General features: G+C 72.4%; 15 protein-coding genes. 5 read left to right on the top strand and 10 right to left on the bottom strand.

Going from position 1 to position 16,594, the window contains the following annotated elements; genetic code table 11:
• Positions 1-178 precede the first annotated feature (178 nt).
• Positions 179-1,822 carry a protein kinase domain-containing protein gene (locus H4687_RS23555; RefSeq protein ID WP_046917823.1) on the top strand — a complete coding sequence of 548 codons (1,644 nt, stop codon included), beginning with the start codon at positions 179-181 and terminating at the stop codon, positions 1,820-1,822.
• Positions 1,823-1,922: 100 nt separating this feature from the next.
• On the opposite strand, the gene H4687_RS23550 is transcribed toward H4687_RS23555, so the two are convergent.
• Positions 1,923-2,465, bottom strand: coding sequence for a bacterial proteasome activator family protein (locus tag H4687_RS23550; RefSeq protein WP_050398408.1), 543 nt, complete (start codon positions 2,463-2,465; stop codon positions 1,923-1,925).
• A gap of 145 nt (positions 2,466-2,610) precedes the next feature.
• Between H4687_RS23550 and H4687_RS23545 the strand changes: the two genes are divergently transcribed.
• On the top strand, positions 2,611-3,012 hold the full coding sequence (locus H4687_RS23545) for a hypothetical protein (RefSeq protein ID WP_046915235.1): 402 nt from the start codon (positions 2,611-2,613) through the stop codon (positions 3,010-3,012).
• Between the two features lie 84 nt (positions 3,013-3,096).
• Here H4687_RS23545 and H4687_RS23540 read toward each other — a convergent pair whose 3' ends face one another.
• Positions 3,097-4,077: an NAD(P)H-quinone oxidoreductase gene (locus H4687_RS23540; RefSeq protein ID WP_046915236.1), complete on the bottom strand. Its 981-nt coding sequence runs from the start codon at positions 4,075-4,077 to the stop codon at positions 3,097-3,099.
• Positions 4,078-4,433: 356 nt separating this feature from the next.
• Here H4687_RS23540 and H4687_RS23535 point away from each other — a divergent pair, with 356 nt between their 5' ends.
• Both H4687_RS23535 and H4687_RS23530 read left to right on the top strand, forming a co-directional pair.
• Positions 4,434-5,465, top strand: a complete 1,032-nt coding sequence (locus tag H4687_RS23535; RefSeq protein WP_046915237.1) for an ATP-binding cassette domain-containing protein — start codon at positions 4,434-4,436, stop codon at positions 5,463-5,465.
• Positions 5,462-6,310 carry an ABC transporter permease gene (locus H4687_RS23530; RefSeq protein WP_046915238.1) on the top strand — a complete coding sequence of 283 codons (849 nt, stop codon included), beginning with the start codon at positions 5,462-5,464 and terminating at the stop codon, positions 6,308-6,310. The genes H4687_RS23535 and H4687_RS23530 overlap by 4 nt, the downstream gene beginning before the upstream one ends.
• A 61-nt stretch (positions 6,311-6,371) precedes the next feature.
• Here the strand turns inward: H4687_RS23530 and H4687_RS23525 are convergent, their stop codons facing one another.
• The 6 genes from H4687_RS23525 to pdhA all read right to left on the bottom strand — a co-directional run bounded on the left by H4687_RS23525 (position 6,372) and on the right by pdhA (position 13,529).
• On the bottom strand, positions 6,372-7,463 hold the full coding sequence (locus H4687_RS23525) for a potassium channel family protein (protein WP_046915239.1): 1,092 nt from the start codon (positions 7,461-7,463) through the stop codon (positions 6,372-6,374).
• Positions 7,464-7,574: 111 nt separating this feature from the next.
• The gene (locus H4687_RS23520) at positions 7,575-8,951 is read right to left on the bottom strand and encodes a molybdopterin molybdotransferase MoeA (protein ID WP_046915240.1); all 1,377 of its coding nucleotides are present in this window, start codon (positions 8,949-8,951) and stop codon (positions 7,575-7,577) included.
• On the bottom strand, positions 8,948-9,940 hold the full coding sequence (locus H4687_RS23515; RefSeq protein WP_046915241.1) for an NTP transferase domain-containing protein: 993 nt from the start codon (positions 9,938-9,940) through the stop codon (positions 8,948-8,950). The genes H4687_RS23520 and H4687_RS23515 overlap by 4 nt, the downstream gene beginning before the upstream one ends.
• A 114-nt stretch (positions 9,941-10,054) precedes the next feature.
• On the bottom strand, positions 10,055-11,392 hold the full coding sequence (locus H4687_RS23510) for a dihydrolipoamide acetyltransferase family protein (RefSeq protein ID WP_046915242.1): 1,338 nt from the start codon (positions 11,390-11,392) through the stop codon (positions 10,055-10,057).
• Positions 11,392-12,396, bottom strand: coding sequence for an alpha-ketoacid dehydrogenase subunit beta (locus H4687_RS23505; protein WP_046915243.1), 1,005 nt, complete (start codon positions 12,394-12,396; stop codon positions 11,392-11,394). The genes H4687_RS23510 and H4687_RS23505 overlap by 1 nt, the downstream gene beginning before the upstream one ends.
• Positions 12,393-13,529 carry a pyruvate dehydrogenase (acetyl-transferring) E1 component subunit alpha gene (gene pdhA / locus H4687_RS23500; protein WP_046915244.1) on the bottom strand — a complete coding sequence of 379 codons (1,137 nt, stop codon included), beginning with the start codon at positions 13,527-13,529 and terminating at the stop codon, positions 12,393-12,395. The genes H4687_RS23505 and pdhA overlap by 4 nt, the downstream gene beginning before the upstream one ends.
• A gap of 190 nt (positions 13,530-13,719) precedes the next feature.
• On the opposite strand from pdhA, the gene H4687_RS23495 reads away from it, so the two are divergent.
• Positions 13,720-14,205, top strand: coding sequence for an Lrp/AsnC family transcriptional regulator (locus H4687_RS23495; RefSeq protein ID WP_005483056.1), 486 nt, complete (start codon positions 13,720-13,722; stop codon positions 14,203-14,205).
• Between the two features lie 260 nt (positions 14,206-14,465).
• Here the strand turns inward: H4687_RS23495 and H4687_RS23490 are convergent, their stop codons facing one another.
• On the bottom strand, positions 14,466-15,056 hold the full coding sequence (locus tag H4687_RS23490; RefSeq protein ID WP_046915245.1) for a TetR/AcrR family transcriptional regulator: 591 nt from the start codon (positions 15,054-15,056) through the stop codon (positions 14,466-14,468).
• Positions 15,053-16,570, bottom strand: coding sequence for a 3-hydroxyacyl-CoA dehydrogenase (locus tag H4687_RS23485; protein WP_046915246.1), 1,518 nt, complete (start codon positions 16,568-16,570; stop codon positions 15,053-15,055). The genes H4687_RS23490 and H4687_RS23485 overlap by 4 nt, the downstream gene beginning before the upstream one ends.
• Between the last annotated feature and the right edge of the window lie 24 nt (positions 16,571-16,594).

Below are 16,594 nucleotides of genomic sequence, written 5' to 3'. Positions count from 1 at the left end.
AACGCTTCCGCGACGCTTCTTTCTCGTACGGTCACGGATCGGGCACCGCGCTTGACGTGTCAGTGACCTGCGGCAGACTTGGCCGGGAATAGCTCAAAGGATCACCGGCAGCAGCGGGGATCACCGATCGCGGGAGCCACGCCAGCAGCTTCCGCGCGCCGATGGGGGACGCAGGACGATGAGCCAGGACGCCGCACAGGGCCGGTACGCGGGGCGGTCGCTAGCCGGTGGCCGCTATCAGCTGCGTGACCTGCTCGGCGAGGGCGGTATGGCCTCCGTCCACCTCGCGTACGACTCGGTGCTCGACCGGCAGGTCGCGATCAAGACACTCCACACCGAACTGGGCCGCGAACAGGCCTTCCGTGAGCGCTTCCGTCGTGAGGCGCAGGCCGTGGCGAAGCTCACCCACACGAACATCGTCTCCGTCTTCGACACCGGCGAGGACGAGATGGACGGCATGACGACGCCGTACATCGTCATGGAGTACATCGAGGGCAAGCCGCTCGGCTCGGCGCTCGACGCGGACGTCGCCCAGCAGGGCGCGATGCCCTCCGACAAGGCGCTGAAGATCACCGCGGACGTGCTGGCGGCGCTGGAGATCAGCCACGAGATGGGCCTGGTCCACCGGGACATCAAGCCGGGCAACGTGATGATGACCAAGCGCGACGTCGTGAAGGTCATGGACTTCGGCATCGCCCGCGCCATGCAGTCGGGCGTCACGTCGATGACGCAGACCGGCATGGTCGTCGGCACCCCCCAGTACCTCTCGCCCGAGCAGGCCCTCGGCCGTGGCGTGGACGCCCGCTCCGACCTGTACTCGGTCGGCGTCATGCTGTTCCAGCTGACCACCGGGCGGCTGCCCTTCGAGGCGGACTCGCCGCTGGCCATCGCGTACGCCCATGTCCAGGAGGAGCCGGTCGCTCCCTCCTCGATCAACCGTTCCCTGCCGCCGGCCGTCGACGCCATCGTCGCCCGCGCGCTGAAGAAGAACCCGAACGAGCGGTTCCCGAGCGCGGAGGCGATGCGGGACGAGTGCCTGCGGGTCGCCGCGTCGCTCCAGCCCGTCGCGCCGAGCATCGTGCCGGGCGCGCAGACGCCCAGCGGCGCAGGGGTCTCCTCCGCGGTCTTCCCGCCCATCGACCACACGGGCACACCACAGTCGGGCAGCGTCCAGACGCCGTACCAGCCGCACGGGACGGGCGGATACGGCCCGCCGACGCCCGCGCCCGCCCCGTCCTACGGATACCCGCAGCAGGGCGGCTACGCGACGCCGCCGCAGACCGCCGCCTACGCGCCGCAGCCGGGGGCGGCCACCCCGCCCCCGTACAACATCGCGCCCCACCAGTCCTCGCCGTCGGCGGGAGGTCCCGGGGGCGGGAAGAGCAGCAAGGGCGTGATCGTGGGGGCGATCGCCGTGTCGGTCCTCGCGGTCGGCGGTCTGATCGTGGCGCTCTCTCTGAACTCGGGCAGCGAGACCGAGGGCGGCGACGAGGGCACGACCGCGTCCTCCTCGCCCACCGTGGTCGAGGGGCACAAGGGCCCGGACACCTCGAAGGTCATCGAGACGACCGAGTGCACGGACCCCGTGGAGTCGTACAACGACCCGGACAAGATCGAGCTGCCGGACTTCACCTTCAAGAACATCGACTCGGTGAAGAAGTGCTTCCAGGCGGCGGGCTGGGAGTACGACGTCCAGAAGGTCGACGAGAACACGTACGGCGAGGGCACCGTGATGGAGCAGTACCCGTCGGCCGACGAGGACGTCGACCCCAAGGACATGCCCTCGGTCGTCCTCAAGGTCTCCACGGGCAACCCCTCCTGACGCCCGCGCCCCTGGCATACGGGAGGGCCCGGCACCTGAGGTGCCGGGCCCTTTGTGTACGAAGGGGTGGGGTGTCGCGCCGGGCGGGGGCGCCCGGGGGCTAGAGGTACGGGCCTCCCGAGCGGCCGATCGTCCGCGGGTCGTCGTCGCCCTCGTGGCCGCCGACGCCGGGCGGCAGCGCGCGGCGCATCTGCTCCAGCTGGGCCCGGGCGGCCATCTGCTGGGCGAACAGCGTCGTCTGGATCCCGTGGAAGAGGCCTTCGAGCCAGCCGACCAGCTGGGCCTGCGCGATCCGCAGCTCCGCGTCGCTCGGGATCACCTCGTCCATGAAGGGCAGGGAGAGCCGCTCCAGCTCCTCGACCAGCTCGGGCGCCAGGCCGTCCTCCAGTTCCTTGACCGAGCTGGCGTGGATCTCCTTCAGCCGGGCCCGGCTGGCCTCGTCGAGGGGGGCGACCCGTACCTCTTCGAGCAGCTGCTTGATCATGCTGCCGATGCGCATGACCTTGGCCGGCTGTTCCACCATCTCCGTCACCGGGACCTCGCGGGAGTCCTCGTCTCCTGCGCCGCCCACCGCCGTTCCGTCCTGGCCCACGACCAGGATCTGGGGCTGTTCGGGCGACCGTTCGTTCCTCGGCATCTCCATGCCGCCATTCTCTCCCACGCCCGCACCGCACCGGGCCGGAGCCCCCCACCCTGGGTGATCCACCGTGCACACGGCGATTGCCCGGCGGGGAGGTGGCGGCCCGGGCCGAGATGCCGGGGGGCGGGGGGCGTGTGAGCCTGAGGGCGTGGCTCCTACGCTTCGCACGGCACGCCTGACGGGACTCGTCCTCGTCGCGGGACTGTTCATGGTCCTGGTGGCGGGGACCGTGCCGGCCGCGCACGCGGCCGAGCCCGACCCCGCGACCTCCTGGGCCGGCAGTCGCGCCGGCGAGGGACGGGAGCGGCCGGGGCGGCAGGAGGCCTGGCCGGTGGCACCGCGGGACGAGACGTACGTGCCTCCGGAGGACCCCGCCCCCGAGCCGGACGACCCGGACGCGGCCCTGCCGGTTCCGGTCGCGCCGCCCGGAACCGACGGCGCGACCGGCGAGGAACCCGTCCTGCGGGTCCTCACCCTCGGCAGCGGCCTCATCCTGATGGGCGTGGGCCTCGGCCTGGCCTTCGTCGGACTGCGGATAAGGCGGTACTGAGCCGGGTCGCACCCCGGCTCGGTGCAGGCCGGCTCGGTACAGGCCCGGTCCGCTACGGGGCCGGTCCGCTACGGGGCCGGTCCGCTACGGCACGACCAGCAGAACCTTGCCGATGTGACCGCTCTCCTCCAGCACCCGGTGGGCCGTGGCCGCGTCGTCCATGGGGATCTCACGGTCCACGACGGGGCGCACATGGCCGCCGTCGACGAGCGGCCACACGTGCTCGCGTACGGCGGCGACGATCGCGGCCTTCTCCTCCCGGGGGCGGGCGCGCAGCGAGGTCGCGCTGATCGCGGCTCGCTTGGCGAGGAGGGCGCCGATGTTCAGCTCGCCCTTGACGCCGCCCTGCATGCCGATGATCGCGAGGCGGCCGTTGACGGCGAGGACCCGGACGTTGCGGTCGAGGTACTTGGCGCCCATGTTGTCGAGGACCACGTCCGCGCCCTTGCCGTCCGTGGCCTTGCGGACCTCCTCGACGAAGTCCTGCTCCCGGTAGTTGATCAGGATATCCGCCCCCAGGGCGGCGCACTGTTCGAGCTTCTCCTCGGTACCCGCCGTGACCGCGACCTTCGCGCCCACGGCCTTGGCGAGCTGGATGGCCATGGTGCCGATGCCGCTGGAGCCGCCGTGGACGAGGAGGGTCTCACCGGGGCGCAGGTGGGCGATCATGAAGACGTTCGACCAGACCGTGCAGACCACCTCGGGCAGCGCGGCCGCCCGGGTCAGGCCGACCCCGGCGGGCACGGGCAGCAGCTGGGCGGCCGGGGCGACGACCTTCTGCGCGTAGCCGCCGCCCGAGAGCAGCGCGCACACCTCGTCGCCGACGTTCCACCCGGCCACACCGGGCCCGATCTCCGCGATCCGCCCGGAACACTCCAGGCCGGGGTAGGGGGAGGCGCCGGGCGGGGGGTCGTAGAAGCCCTGTCGCTGGAGCAGGTCGGCGCGGTTCACCGCGCTCGCCGCCACCTCGATGAGCACGTCGCCCTCGCCGGGCACCGGGTCGGGGACCTCGTCCCACACCAGGGCCTCGGGTCCACCGGGTTCGGGAATCGTGATCGCATGCATGAGGGGGACGCTACTCCCCGACCTCGGCGTCACGCCCTTGGCACCCACACCTTCACGCCTCCGCCGCCGACCCCGCCCGGCCTCCGCCCGACCTTGGTCGCTCTCGGCGGACGGCCCGCTCCCCGACCGTCCCGCACCGCCGATCCTGAACCCCTGGTCGTCACAGGGATGCGTTCACAGCCCATCGGCGAGATCGTGAAAACTCCATCGCCGTGCGGACGCACGACGACACGCGTCGGCCCCGAGTGCGAAGCCGTGGCGACTTTCCGCGCGGCGACCGATGAGTTTCGGCGGCACCCGCGGTCTCCCCTTGCGTAGCCCAGGACAAGGGCCCCGTACGCGGAAGGATCTCAGACATGAGCGCACAGACGTCCGGCCTCGCGATCGAGACCGCGGGTCTGGTGAAGACCTTCGGCGAGACCCGGGCCGTCGACGGCGTCGACCTGGCCGTGCCGGCCGGCACGGTCTACGGCGTCCTCGGCCCGAACGGCGCCGGCAAGACGACCACGGTGAAGATGCTCGCCACCCTGCTGCGCCCCGACGGGGGCGAGGCGCACGTCTTCGGTCACGACGTCGTCCGGGAGGCCGACGAGGTCCGCGGCCGGGTGAGCCTGACCGGGCAGTACGCCTCCGTGGACGAGGACCTGACCGGCACCGAGAACCTGGTGCTGCTCGCCCGCCTCCTCGGCCACGGCAAACAGGCGGCACGGCTCCGCGCCGGACAGCTGCTGGAGGCCTTCGGGCTGAGCGAGGCCGCCGGGAAGCAGGTCAAGCACTACTCGGGCGGCATGCGGCGCCGTATCGACATCGCCGCGTCCATCCTGAACACACCCGATCTGCTGTTCCTCGACGAGCCCACGACCGGCCTCGACCCGCGCAGCCGCAACCAGGTGTGGGACATCGTGCGCGCGGTGGTCGCCCAGGGCACGACGGTGCTGCTGACCACGCAGTATCTGGACGAGGCGGACCAGCTGGCGTCCAGGATCGCGGTCATCGACCAGGGGAAGGTGATCGCGGAGGGCACGAAGGGCGAGCTGAAGGCGTCCGTGGGCGCCGGTTCCGTCCATCTGCGGCTGCGCGACGCGGCCCAGCGGCCGCAGGCCGAGGAGGTGCTGCGCCTCGCCCTGGACGCCGAGGTGCAGCGGGAGCCGGACCCCGTGGCCCTGACCGCGCGCGTGGGCGGCGGCTCCGCCAACGGGCGGGGCGCCACCGAGGCGGCCGCCCGGGCACTGGCCGAACTGGCCCGCACCGGCATCACCGTCGACAACTTCTCGCTGGGGCAGCCCAGCCTGGACGAGGTCTTCCTCGCCCTCACCGGACACGACACCAAGGCGGCGGCCACGCAGGCCGACGACGCCCCCGAGACGAAGGACGAGGCGGCGGTATGAGCACCGCGACCACCACCGAGAACCAGGAACTCGCTCCCGTCAGCGCCGAGTCGCTCGCCGCGCTGCTCATCTCCAGGGAACGGCCACCGCGGCCCAGCGCGCTGTCGGCGTCCCTGACCTTCGGCTGGCGGGCCATGCTGAAGATCAAGCACGTGCCGGAGCAGCTCTTCGACGTGACCGCCTTCCCGATCATGATGGTGCTGATGTACACGTACCTCTTCGGCGGTGCGCTGGCCGGCTCACCGGAGGAGTACATCCAGTTCCTGCTGCCGGGCATCCTGGTGATGTCGGTCGTGATGATCACGATGTACACCGGTGTCTCCGTCAACACGGACATCGAGAAGGGCGTCTTCGACCGCTTCCGCTCGCTGCCGATCTGGCGGCCGTCGACGATGGTCGGCTATCTGCTGGGCGACGCCCTGCGGTACGCGATCGCGTCCGCGGTGATGCTCACCGTCGGCATGATCCTCGGCTACCGCCCGGACGGCGGGGTGCTGGGCGTGGTCGCCGGGGTCGCGCTGCTCATCGTCTTCTCATTCGCGTTCTCGTGGATCTGGACGATGTTCGGCCTGATGCTGCGCACCGAGAAGTCCGTGATGGGCGTCAGCATGATGGTGATCTTCCCGCTGACCTTCCTGTCCAACGTCTTCGTCGACCCGGGCACGATGCCGGGCTGGCTCCAGGCGTTCGTCAACAACAGCCCGGTCACGCATCTGGCGTCGGCGGTCCGCGCGTTGATGGCGGGCGAGTGGCCCACCGCGGAGATCGCCTGGACGCTGGGCTGGTCCGCCCTGTTCGTGCTGGTCTTCGGACCGATCACGATGCGGCTCTACAACCGCAAGTAGGCGAGCATCACGAAAAAGGTGGCCCCGGGGCGCTGCGCCCCGGGGCCACCTCTCGCTCCCGCTACGGCAGGTGCTTGGTCTCGGGGGTGATCTTCGTGCTCGGGGTGGCCCGGACGATGGTGATCAGCCGGTCCGTCAGTTGGAGTTCACCGATGGACGGATCGTCGTAGCCGAGCACCCGATGTCCGCGCAGCACGCTGACCACCAGGTCCTCCGTCTCCCGCACCCCGCGCCCCACCTCGGCCTTTATGACCGGCCGCTCGGCGATGTCGAGGCCGCTGCCCTGCTGAATGAGGTCCTCCATCACCATGCCGGCGGCGGGGCTGAGCACGGAGAGCCCGAGCAGCCGTCCGGCCGCGCTGGCACTGGTGATGACGACGTCCGCCCCGGACTGCTTCAGCAGTGGCGCGTTCTCCTCCTCCCGCACGGCGGCCACGATCTTGGCCTGGCGGTTGAGCTGGCGGGCGGTCAGCGTGACCAGGACGGCGGTGTCGTCCCGCGCGGTGGAGATGATGATCTGGCGCGCCTTCTGCGCCTCGGCCCGCAGCAGCACATCACTGCGGGTCGCGTCACCGATGACCCCCGTGTACCCCTCGGCGGTGGCGGCCTCGATGACCTTGGAGCTGGGGTCCACGACGACCACCTGCTCCTTCTTCAGCCCGGTCGCGCAGACGGTCTGGATCGCCGACCGCCCCTTGGTCCCCCAGCCGACGACAACGGTGTGCTCCCTCAAGGCCGCCCTCCAGCGGTTCTCTCGCCATTCCTCACGGGTGCGTTCCGTGAGGACCTCCAGCGTGGTGCCGACCAGGATGATCAGGAACAGCACACGCAGCGGCGTGATCACGAAGATATTGGTGAACCGCGCCGCGTCACTGACCGGGGTGATGTCGCCGTACCCGGTGGTGGAGAGGGTGACGGTGGCGTAGTAGAACGCGTCCAGCAGGTCCACCGACCCGTCGGAGTTGTCGTTGTACCCCTCATGGTCGGCATAGACGATGAACGCGGTCGCGACCAGCACGAACAAGGCCATCGCCAGCCGCTTGGCGACCTGCCGGATCGGCCGCTCGACCTCCCGTCTCGGCAGCCTCACCTGGTGGGTCACCAGACGCTCGTCCGCGTTGCGGGCGATCGCGTCCTGGCCCGGCAGTTTCACGTGAAACACTCCCCGTTTCGACGTACATCCCCTGGCTGTACCTCGCCCCCGACAGCCCGTTGTTTCACGTGAAACACCGTGGTCCTACGGCTGGTCGGCCGTATCGATGTTTCACGTGAAACACACCTGGATCCCGGCGGTCGCCCAGGGCAGGTCGAGCAACTCCAGCTGCTGACCGGGGCGGGCACCGCCGGGCGGTACGACGGCAAGGGCATCGGCGGTGGCGATTCCGCGGAGCATAGCGGGGCCGTTGTAGTGCAGCGGCACGGCGTCGTCACCGCGCAGACCGACGGGAACCAGCCGAGTGTCGTACGGATGCCCGTGCACCCCCTCCCGCAGCGGCACCGCGTACGGCTCCGGGGCGGGACGTCCGGCGAGAGTTCGCAGCAGAGGCTCGGCGAGCGTGAACAGCCCGGAGACAGCGGCCAGCGGGTTGCCGGGCAGCCCGACGAGATGCTGGTCCTGCTTGGTGCGGGCCAGCAGCATGGGATGCCCCGGGCGCACCTTCACGCCGTCGACGAGGAGTTCGGCCCCGAGGCGGCGCAGGATGGGGTGGACGTGGTCGACGGGTCCGGCGGCCGTGCCGCCCGTGGTCACGACGAGGTCGGCGGAGGACTTCTTCACGGCCCGGTACAGGGCGTCGGCGTCGTCCCCGAGGCGGCGTACGGCGGTCACCTCGGCGCCGAGTGCCCGCAGCCAGGACGGCAGCATCGGGCCGAGAGCATCGCGGATGAGGCCCTCGCGCGGAAGCCCGTCGGTGAGCAGTTCGTCGCCCAGGACCAGCAGTTCGACGCGCGGGCGGGGGAGCACGCTCACCGTGTCGTACCCGGCGGCCGCCGCGAGCCCGAGCGCTGCCGGGGTGATCTGCGTACCGAGCGGCAGCAGTTGGTCGCCGTGGCGGCACTCCTGACCCCGTGGGCGGATGTCCTGCCCGTGGGAGACGTCCCGGGTCGGGTGCAGCCGTCCCTGGTCGTCGGTGCGGCCGTGCTCGCTGCGCAGCACGGCCGTCGTGTCGGGCGGAATACGGGCGCCGGTGGCGATCCGGACCGCCTCCCCGTCCGTGAGCCGCCCGGGATCGGCGTGTCCGGCCAGCACACCGTCCTCCCGCATGGCCCAGGGACCGGGACCCGCCACCGCCCAGCCGTCCATCGCGGAGGTGTCGAAGGAGGGGAGGTCGGTGAGGGCGGTCAGGGGCGCGGCGAGAACGAGTCCGAGGGCCTTGTCCACGGTGACCGAGACGGGGGCCCGGCGGCCGGCCGAGCGGGCGGCACGCTCGGCGACGGCCCGGGCCTCGGGCCAGGAGGTGGCCCTGTGGTGCGCATCGCCCTTGGCTGGGTGGGCGTCGCCCTGGGACCCGTGCGTGTCGGGCCGGCCCGTCGTGGAGGTCTCGCGGGAGGAGCGGGGCTCCTTCGGTCCCTGCACGGCCCTGTCGTTGGCCACGGCCAGTGCCTCCTCCACGTCGAGTTCCTCGGCGTCCTGGGCGGTCATCCGGCGGCCGGCCCGGTGTCGGGGCCGGACCCGGTGTCTTCGCCGCCGCCGGATCCGGCGGCGGGCCCGGCACCGTGTCCTGGACCCGAGGGGGCACCCGGCTCGGCGTCGGGCGTTGCCTCGTCGGCCCAGCGCAGGGCCAGGGCGGACGCCTTGCGGGCGGCCTCGGTGACCGCCTCGGGGCCTCCCCCGGCCCTGGCGGCGGCGTAGCCGATCAGGAAGGTGGTCAGCGGAGCGGCGGGCCGGGCCACGCTGTGGGCGGCGTCACGGGCGAGGTCGAGCAGTTCGGCGATGTCGACGTCGAGGTCGATCCCCAGCTCGTCCTTGACTGCGGAAATCCATTCATCCAACACGTGGCCATGCTCCCTGATCCGTGCGCGGGCGGCGGCGATGTCGTCCCAGGTGTCGCAGTCGAAGGACGCGACCGGGTCGGTGATGCGGGTGAGGCGCAGCGCGGCGGTCAGCCGTCGCAGGGGGAGCCCGGTGAGGCCGTCGTGCCCGGCGGCGAGCCGGGCCAGCTCGCGGCGCAGGGGCTCGGCCCGGTAGGCGGCCACGAGAGGCTGGTCATGGCCGTCGGGGTCGGTGACCAGCGCGCCGTCGGCGGTGTCCGCGCTGTCCTCGGTGTCCGCGAGGGCGCGCAGCAGCCGCCGTACCGTCGCCTCCTCCAGGAACGGCAGGTCGGCGGAGAGCACGAGGACGTGACGCGCGGTGGTGTGCCGGAGTCCGGCGCCCAGCGCGGCGAGCGGGCCGCCGCCCGGGGGTTCCTCACGGGCCCACCGCACGGGCCGCGCGGTGGGACGGGGTTCGGCGACGACGACGGTCGTCGCCGCCCCGGCGCAGGCGGTCAGCACACGGTCGAGGAGCGCCCGTCCGCCCACGCGCACGGCGGGCTTGTCGGCGCCGCCGAGCCGCCGGGCGGCGCCTCCGGCGAGCACGACGGCGTCGAACGCCTCGGTACCGGGGTCGCCCGGAGGCTCATACGCGGTCACTCCCCGAGTATGCGGGCCGAGACGATCACAGGGAACGCGGGGGAGACGGCGCGATCAGGGCCGGTCGGGTCCGCCAGTGCTGGACGATCGGCCCCGACCGGGTACCTCCGCTGCTCAGAGCGTGCGCAGCAGCACCGCCGGTTGTTCGACGCAGTCCGCCACGAAGCGCAGGAAGCCGCCCGCCGTGCCGCCGTCGCACACCCGGTGGTCGAAGGTGAGCGAGAGCTGCACGACCTGCCGTACCGCCAGCTCGCCCTCGTGCACCCACGGTTTGGGGACGATGCGGCCGACGCCGAGCATGGCGGCCTCGGGGTGGTTGATGATCGGGGTGGAGCCGTCGACGCCGAAGACGCCGTAGTTGTTCAGGGTGAAGGTCCCGCCGGTCAGCTGGCCGGGGGTCAGTGTCCCGGTCCGCGCCGCCTCTGTCAGCCGGGCGAACTCGGTGGCGAGCGACTCCGCGTTCCTGGTGTGCGCGTCCCGGACCACGGGCACGACCAGGCCCCGTTCCGTCTGCGCGGCGAACCCGAGGTGCACCCGGTCGAGCCGGACGACCTCGCGGGCCTCCATGTCGACGGTCGAGTTCAGCTCCGGGAAACGGGCCAGCGCGGCGGTGCAGATCCGGGCGAGGAGCGCGAGGACGGAGATCTTCGGGCCGCCGGCCGCGTTCAGCGCCGTACGGGCACGCATCAGTTCCGTCGCGTCGGCGTCCACCCAGCAGGTCGCGTCGGGGATCTCGCGCCGACTCCGGGAGAGCTTGTCGGCGACGGCGCCCCGGACACCGCGTAGGGGGATCCGGATGGCGGCGGGGGCTTCGGCGGGTGCGGGCGCGGCGACCGGCTGCGCGGTCATGGCGCTCGGCGCCGGAGCGGGGGCCGTGGCGGCCCGCAGCGCGTGCTCCACGTCCGCCCGCAGGATCAGTCCCTCGGGGCCCGAGCCGTGCAGCTTCCGCAGGTCCAGGCCGTTCTCGCGGGCGAGACGGCGGACGAGCGGGGAGATGACCGGCACGGGTCCGTCCGGGCACGCGGGAGCGGCGACCGCGACGGGGGCCGCGTCGACGGTGGTGCGCGGAGCCGACGGCTCGGCGGGGGCGGCGGGCCGGACCGGCTCCCCGGGCCGCACCCGCCTGCGTCGCGCCGGCGGTGCCCCGGTGCCGTATCCGACCAGCACGTTGCCGGAGCCCTCGTCGGCGGTGGCGTCCGAGGCGGGCGCCCCCACGGCCACCGTCAACAGCGGCGCGCCCACGGGCAGTTCCGTGCCCTCCTCGCCGAAGCGAGCGGTGACGACACCGCCGTAGGGGCAGGGGACCTCGACCATGGCCTTGGCCGTCTCGACCTCCACGACCGGCTGGTCGATCGCGACGACGTCCCCGACCTGGACCAGCCAGCGCACGATCTCGGCCTCGGTCAGCCCCTCACCGAGGTCGGGCAGCTTGAACTCCAGCACCTGGGCCATCAGTTCCCCGCCTCCCACTGCAGGCGCCCCACGGCGTCCAGGATCCGGTCGACGCCGGGCAGATGGTGCCGCTCCAGCATGGGCGGGGGGTACGGGATGTCGAACCCGGCGACGCGCAGCACGGGCGCCTCCAGGTGGTGGAAGCAGCGCTCGGTGACACGGGCCGCGATCTCGCCGCCCGGCCCGCCGTAGGAGCCGGACTCGTGCACGACGACGGCCCGGCCGGTCCTGCGCACCGACGCGGCGACGGTCTCGTCGTCGAAGGGCACCAGGGAGCGCAGGTCGACGACTTCGAGGTCCCAGCCCTCGGCCGTGGCCGCCTCGGCGGCCTCCAGACAGACGGGCACGGACGGCCCGTAGGTGATGAGGGTGGCGCTGCGGCCGGGGCGGCGCACGACCGCTCGCCCGATCGGGTCGACGGCCTGCGGTTCCTCGGGGTTCCAGGAGTCCTTCGACCAGTACAGGCGCTTGGGCTCCAGGAGGACGACCGGGTCGTCGGAGGCGATGGCGGCGCGCAGCAGCCCGTAGGCGTCGGCGACCGTGGCGGGTGTGACGACATGGAGGCCCGGAGTCGCCATGTAGTACGCCTCGGAGGAGTCGCTGTGGTGCTCGACACCGCCGATGCCGCCGCCGTACGGGACCCGGATGGTGATCGGCAGCGGCATCGCTCCGCGCGTGCGGTTGCGCATGCGGGCGACATGGCTGATGAGCTGCTCGAACGCCGGGTAGGCGAACGCGTCGAACTGCATCTCCACGACCGGCCTGAGCCCGTACATGGCCATGCCGACGGCCGTGCCGAGGATGCCCGCCTCGGCGAGCGGGGTGTCGGTGACCCGGTCCTCGCCGAACTCCTTCGCGAGCCCGTCGGTGACCCGGAAGACACCGCCGAGGGCGCCGACGTCCTCACCCATGACATGCACGGTGGGGTCGGCGGTCATGGCGTCGCGCAGCGCGCGGTTGAGCGCCTGCGCCATGGTGGCGGGCTTGACGGCGACGGTGGTCATCGGTGCGCCCCTTCGTGTTCCGCCGCCAGCTCGGCCCTGAGCAGGGCTTCCTGTTCGCGCAGTTGGGGGGTGGGCTCGGCGTAGACGTGGGCGAAGAGGTCCATGGGATCGAGGACCGGGTCCTGGTTCATGCGCTCGCGCAGGTCGGCCGCCATCGCCTCGGCGGCGTCGCGGGCCGCCTGGATGCCGTCCTCGTCGAGGAGGCCGCGCTCGGTCAGCTCGTGCTCCAGGAGGGTGATCGGATCGTGCGCGCGCCAGGTCTCGACCTCGGCGTCGCCCCGGTAGCGGGTCGCGTCGTCGGCGTTGGTGTGGGCGTCGATGCGGTACGTCACCGCCTCGACCAGCGTGGGACCGCCGCCCGCGCGCGCGTGGGCCACGGCTTCGGCGAGCACCTGGTGCACGGCCGCCGCGTCGTTGCCGTCGACCAGGCGGCCCGGCATCCCGTAGCCGACGGCCTTGTGGGCCAGCGACGGGGCGGCGGTCTGCTTGGCCAGCGGGACGGAGATCGCGAAGCCGTTGTTCTGGACGAGGAAGACGACCGGCGCCTGCCAGACGGCGGCGAAGTTCAGCGCCTCGTGGAAGTCGCCCTCGCTGGTGCCGCCGTCGCCGACCAGGGCGAGCGCGACCACGTCGTCGCCCTTGAGACGGGCGGCGTGCGCGAGGCCCACGGCGTGCGGGAGCTGGGTGGCGAGCGGGGTGCACAGGGGGGCGACCCGGTGCTCGTGCGGGTCGTAGCCGGTGTGCCAGTCGCCGCGCAGCAGCGTGAGCGCCTGCACGGGGTCGAGGCCACGGGCGACGGCGGCGAGCGTGTCGCGGTAGCTGGGAAAGAGCCAGTCCCGCTCTTCGAGGACGAGCGCGGCGGCGACCTCGCACGCCTCCTGACCGGTGCTGGAGGGGTAGACGGCGAGCCTGCCCTGCTTGGTCAGGGCGGTGGCCTGCGTGTTGTAGCGGCGGCCGCGCACCAGCTCGGCGTAGAGCCGGCGCAGCAGCGCGGGGTCGGCGTCGGCCGCCGCGTCCGTGCCGAGCACGCGGTACGGCAGCGCGTCGGGCAGCAGCGGCGCGGGGTCCGTGCGGGGCTGCCAGGCGGGCGGCGGTGTCGGGCGGTACGCGCCCCGCTGCTCCATGACCGTCATACGGCACCTCCTCGTGGGAGTGGCTCAGGGGCGTGGCACGGGTTGTGACACGCCTCACCTACCGATTGTTCGGTCGCTGACGCATTTTGGCTACAGGCACCCTCAGGCTGTGGACAAACGGTTCTGCACAGCCTGGAATGAACGCAGTCCGTCCATGGCAGGGAGGCAGGGGCACATGGCACCTGAACAAATGGCCGAGCCGCCGGAGCACGGCCCGGCCCTGCCGCCCCCTCGACCGCTGGACGCCATAGACCAGGACATCCTGCGCATGCTGCAGGCCGACGGCCGCGCCTCGATACGGTCCGTCGCCGAACGCGTCCACGTCTCCCGCGCCAACGCCTACGCCCGCATCAACCGCCTCGTCGAGGACGGCGTGATCCGTGGCTTCGGGGCACGCGTGAACCACGAGCGCGCCGGAAAGGGCACCTCGGCCTACATCACCCTCAAGATCGTGCAGAACTCCTGGCGAACGGTCCGCGACCAGCTGCGCCAGCTCTCCGGCGCCGCCCACATCGCGCTGGTGGGCGGCGACTACGACGTCCTGCTCCTGGTGCACACCTCGGACAACAGGGCCCTGCGCGAGGTCGTCCTCACCAAGCTCCAGGCCATCCCGGAGGTGCTCAGCACCCGGACCCTGCTGGTGTTCGAGGAGGAGGACGTGGAACCGGAGGGGTGAATCGTCCCCGGGCAGCGGGGCCGGCGGGCGCGGCGGGACCAGCGGCGGACGGCGGCATCAGGCGGCGGCGGGGACCGGACCTCCCACGACCGGTCCCGGCACGCGGTCCCGTCAGTCCCGGGCCTGCAGCCCGCGCGCCGCCCACACGGCCGCACACCAGGCCCACTCAGCCCTGAGTCCACGACCCTTCAGACCTGAGCCGCAGCCCGTCAGCCCTGAGCCCCGCAACACCGGCCCCGCACTCCTGCGCCCGCAGCCCGTCAGTCCTGGGCCCGCAGTCCCGAGAAGACCAGATGGGCCACGGCTTCGGACACTTCCCGCTCGCCCATGCCCCGGCCTTCCGGCCGGTACCACTCGACGATCGAGTTGATCATGCCGAAGACGAGCCGCGTCGCGAGCCGCACCTCCACGTCCCGGCGCACGTCGCCCTCGGCGGCCGCGGCCTTGAGCAGCTCGGCGACCCGGTGGTCGAAGTCGCGGCGCCGCTCCAGCGCCCAGCGCTCGGTGTCGGTGTTGCCGCGCACCCGCAGCAGCAGGGTCACATAGGGAAGCTCGTCGAGCAGCACCTCGACCATGCGCCGCACGACGTGCTCCAAGCGCTCCACCGCGCGCCCCGCGCGCGCGGGCTCCTCGTCGAGGATCTGGAAGAGACCCTCCAGCGCCCGGCTGACGGCCCGGCGCAGCAGCTCCTCCTTGCCCGTGACGTGGTGGTATATCGACGACTTGGAGATACCGGCCGCCTTGGAGAGGTGCTCCATGGAGGTGCCGTCGTAGCCGCGTTCGTTGAAGACCCGGACCGCGACCGACAGCAGCGTCTCGGGGGTGTACGTGTCGCGCTTGGCGGTCGTCATGAGGACGTGCCCTCCCGCTTGTCGGAGGCGTAGGCGTGGCGGTAGAGCGCCAGCGAGGGCGCGTAGCGCCCGGAGGGGTCGCGCAGGTGCAGGTCGTCCAGGAGGGCGTACGCCCAGTTGCGGCCCAGCCTGCGGCTCCATTCGAAGGGCCCCAGCGGGTAGTTGACGCCCAGGCGCATCGCCGTGTCGATGTCCTCCTTGGTGGCCACCCCCTTGGCGACGGCGTCGTGCGCGAGGTCGATGATCCGTGCGACCGTGCGGGCGACGATCATGCCGGGGGCGTCCCCGATGACGCTGACGTCCTTGCCGAGCGCCTGGAAGAGACCGACGGCCTCCGTGAGGGTCTGCGGCGAGGTGTCCTGGGAGGCGGACAGGGCGATCCGGGTGGCCCTGCGGTAGTCGAGCGCGAGGTCGAAGTAGACGACGTCCCGGAACTCCACGGAGGTCTGCCCGTCGGCGAGGGCCAGCTGGCCGCCGCTCGGCAGGACGAGCCGGGTGCCGTGGTCCTCCTCGTCCTCGCGGACCGGGATGCCCGCCTCCCGGAAGAGCGGGAGCAGGTCGCCGGCGGGGCCGAGATCGCCCTCGACGACGACGTACGCGGGCGGCGGGACCGGGTCGGCGGTGTGCGGCTCGGGTCGCTCGGCGTCGTCGGTGTGGTCGTACCAGCCCTGGCCGGTCTTGCGGCCGAGCCGGCCGGACTCGACGAGTCGGCGCTGGGCCAGCGAGGGCGTGAAGCGCACGTCCTGGAAGAAGGCCTGCCACACGGAGTGGGTGACGGACTCGTTGACGTCCTGCCCGATCAGGTCGGTCAGCTCGAAGGCGCCCATCCGGAAGCCGCCGCACTCGCGCAGGATCGCGTCGATGGTGACGGGCTCGGCGGCCTGCGACTCGTACACCGCGAAGGCCTCGGCGTAGAACGGCCGTGCGATGCGGTTGACGATGAAGCCGGGGGTGTCGGCGCAGGCGACGGGCGTCTTGCCCCAGGCGCGGGCCGTCTCGTACGCGCGCGTGGCCGACGTCACGTCGGTGGCGAAGCCCGACACCACCTCGACGAGGGGCAGCAGCGGCGCGGGGTTGAAGAAGTGCAGGCCCACGAAGCGGCCCGGGTTGCGCAGGGCGCCGCCGACGGCCGTGACGGACAGGGACGAGGTGTTGGTGGCGAGCAGGCAGTCCTCGCCGACGACGTCCTCCAGCGCGCGGAACAGCTCCTGCTTGGCGTCCAGCCGCTCCAGGATCGCCTCGACGACCAGACCGCAGTCCGCGAGGTCGGCGAGATCCTCGGCGGCGTGCAGCCGGGCGCGCGCGGCGTCCCGGTCGGCGCCGGTCATGCGGTCCTTGGCGACGAGCCGGTCGAGCCGGGCCCCGATCGCCTCGGCGGCCTCCCGCGCACGGCCGGGCGCGGCATCGAACAGTCGTACGAGGTGGCCCGCGGTCAGCGCGACCTGGGCGATGCCCTGGCCCATGGTGCCGGTGCCTACGACGGCCACGGGGCTGCCGGGGTCGAGTCCTGTCATGTGCGCGATCCTCCCGCACGGGGT

This window comes from Streptomyces stelliscabiei (genome assembly GCF_014873495.1).
In the GTDB taxonomy this organism is placed as follows: domain Bacteria; phylum Actinomycetota; class Actinomycetes; order Streptomycetales; family Streptomycetaceae; genus Streptomyces; species Streptomyces bottropensis.
The sequence above is the reverse complement of the archived record's forward strand: the minus strand, read 5'-3'. Positions and strand labels throughout refer to the sequence as shown.

What these genes read in the sequence shown, in the direction of transcription:
- H4687_RS23555 (WP_046917823.1), top strand. Translation starts at nt 179, where the DNA reads ATGAGCCAGGACGCCGCACAGGGCCGGTACGCGGGGCGGTCGCTAGCC.
- H4687_RS23550 (WP_050398408.1), bottom strand. Translation starts at nt 2,465, where the DNA reads ATGGAGATGCCGAGGAACGAACGGTCGCCCGAACAGCCCCAGATCCTG.
- H4687_RS23540 (WP_046915236.1), bottom strand. Translation starts at nt 4,077, where the DNA reads ATGCATGCGATCACGATTCCCGAACCCGGTGGACCCGAGGCCCTGGTG.
- H4687_RS23535 (WP_046915237.1), top strand. Translation starts at nt 4,434, where the DNA reads ATGAGCGCACAGACGTCCGGCCTCGCGATCGAGACCGCGGGTCTGGTG.
- H4687_RS23530 (WP_046915238.1), top strand. Translation starts at nt 5,462, where the DNA reads ATGAGCACCGCGACCACCACCGAGAACCAGGAACTCGCTCCCGTCAGC.
- H4687_RS23520 (WP_046915240.1), bottom strand. Translation starts at nt 8,951, where the DNA reads ATGACCGCCCAGGACGCCGAGGAACTCGACGTGGAGGAGGCACTGGCC.
- H4687_RS23510 (WP_046915242.1), bottom strand. Translation starts at nt 11,392, where the DNA reads ATGGCCCAGGTGCTGGAGTTCAAGCTGCCCGACCTCGGTGAGGGGCTG.
- H4687_RS23505 (WP_046915243.1), bottom strand. Translation starts at nt 12,396, where the DNA reads ATGACCACCGTCGCCGTCAAGCCCGCCACCATGGCGCAGGCGCTCAAC.
- pdhA (WP_046915244.1), bottom strand. Translation starts at nt 13,529, where the DNA reads ATGACGGTCATGGAGCAGCGGGGCGCGTACCGCCCGACACCGCCGCCC.
- H4687_RS23495 (WP_005483056.1), top strand. Translation starts at nt 13,720, where the DNA reads ATGGCCGAGCCGCCGGAGCACGGCCCGGCCCTGCCGCCCCCTCGACCG.
- H4687_RS23490 (WP_046915245.1), bottom strand. Translation starts at nt 15,056, where the DNA reads ATGACGACCGCCAAGCGCGACACGTACACCCCCGAGACGCTGCTGTCG.
- H4687_RS23485 (WP_046915246.1), bottom strand. Translation starts at nt 16,570, where the DNA reads ATGACAGGACTCGACCCCGGCAGCCCCGTGGCCGTCGTAGGCACCGGC.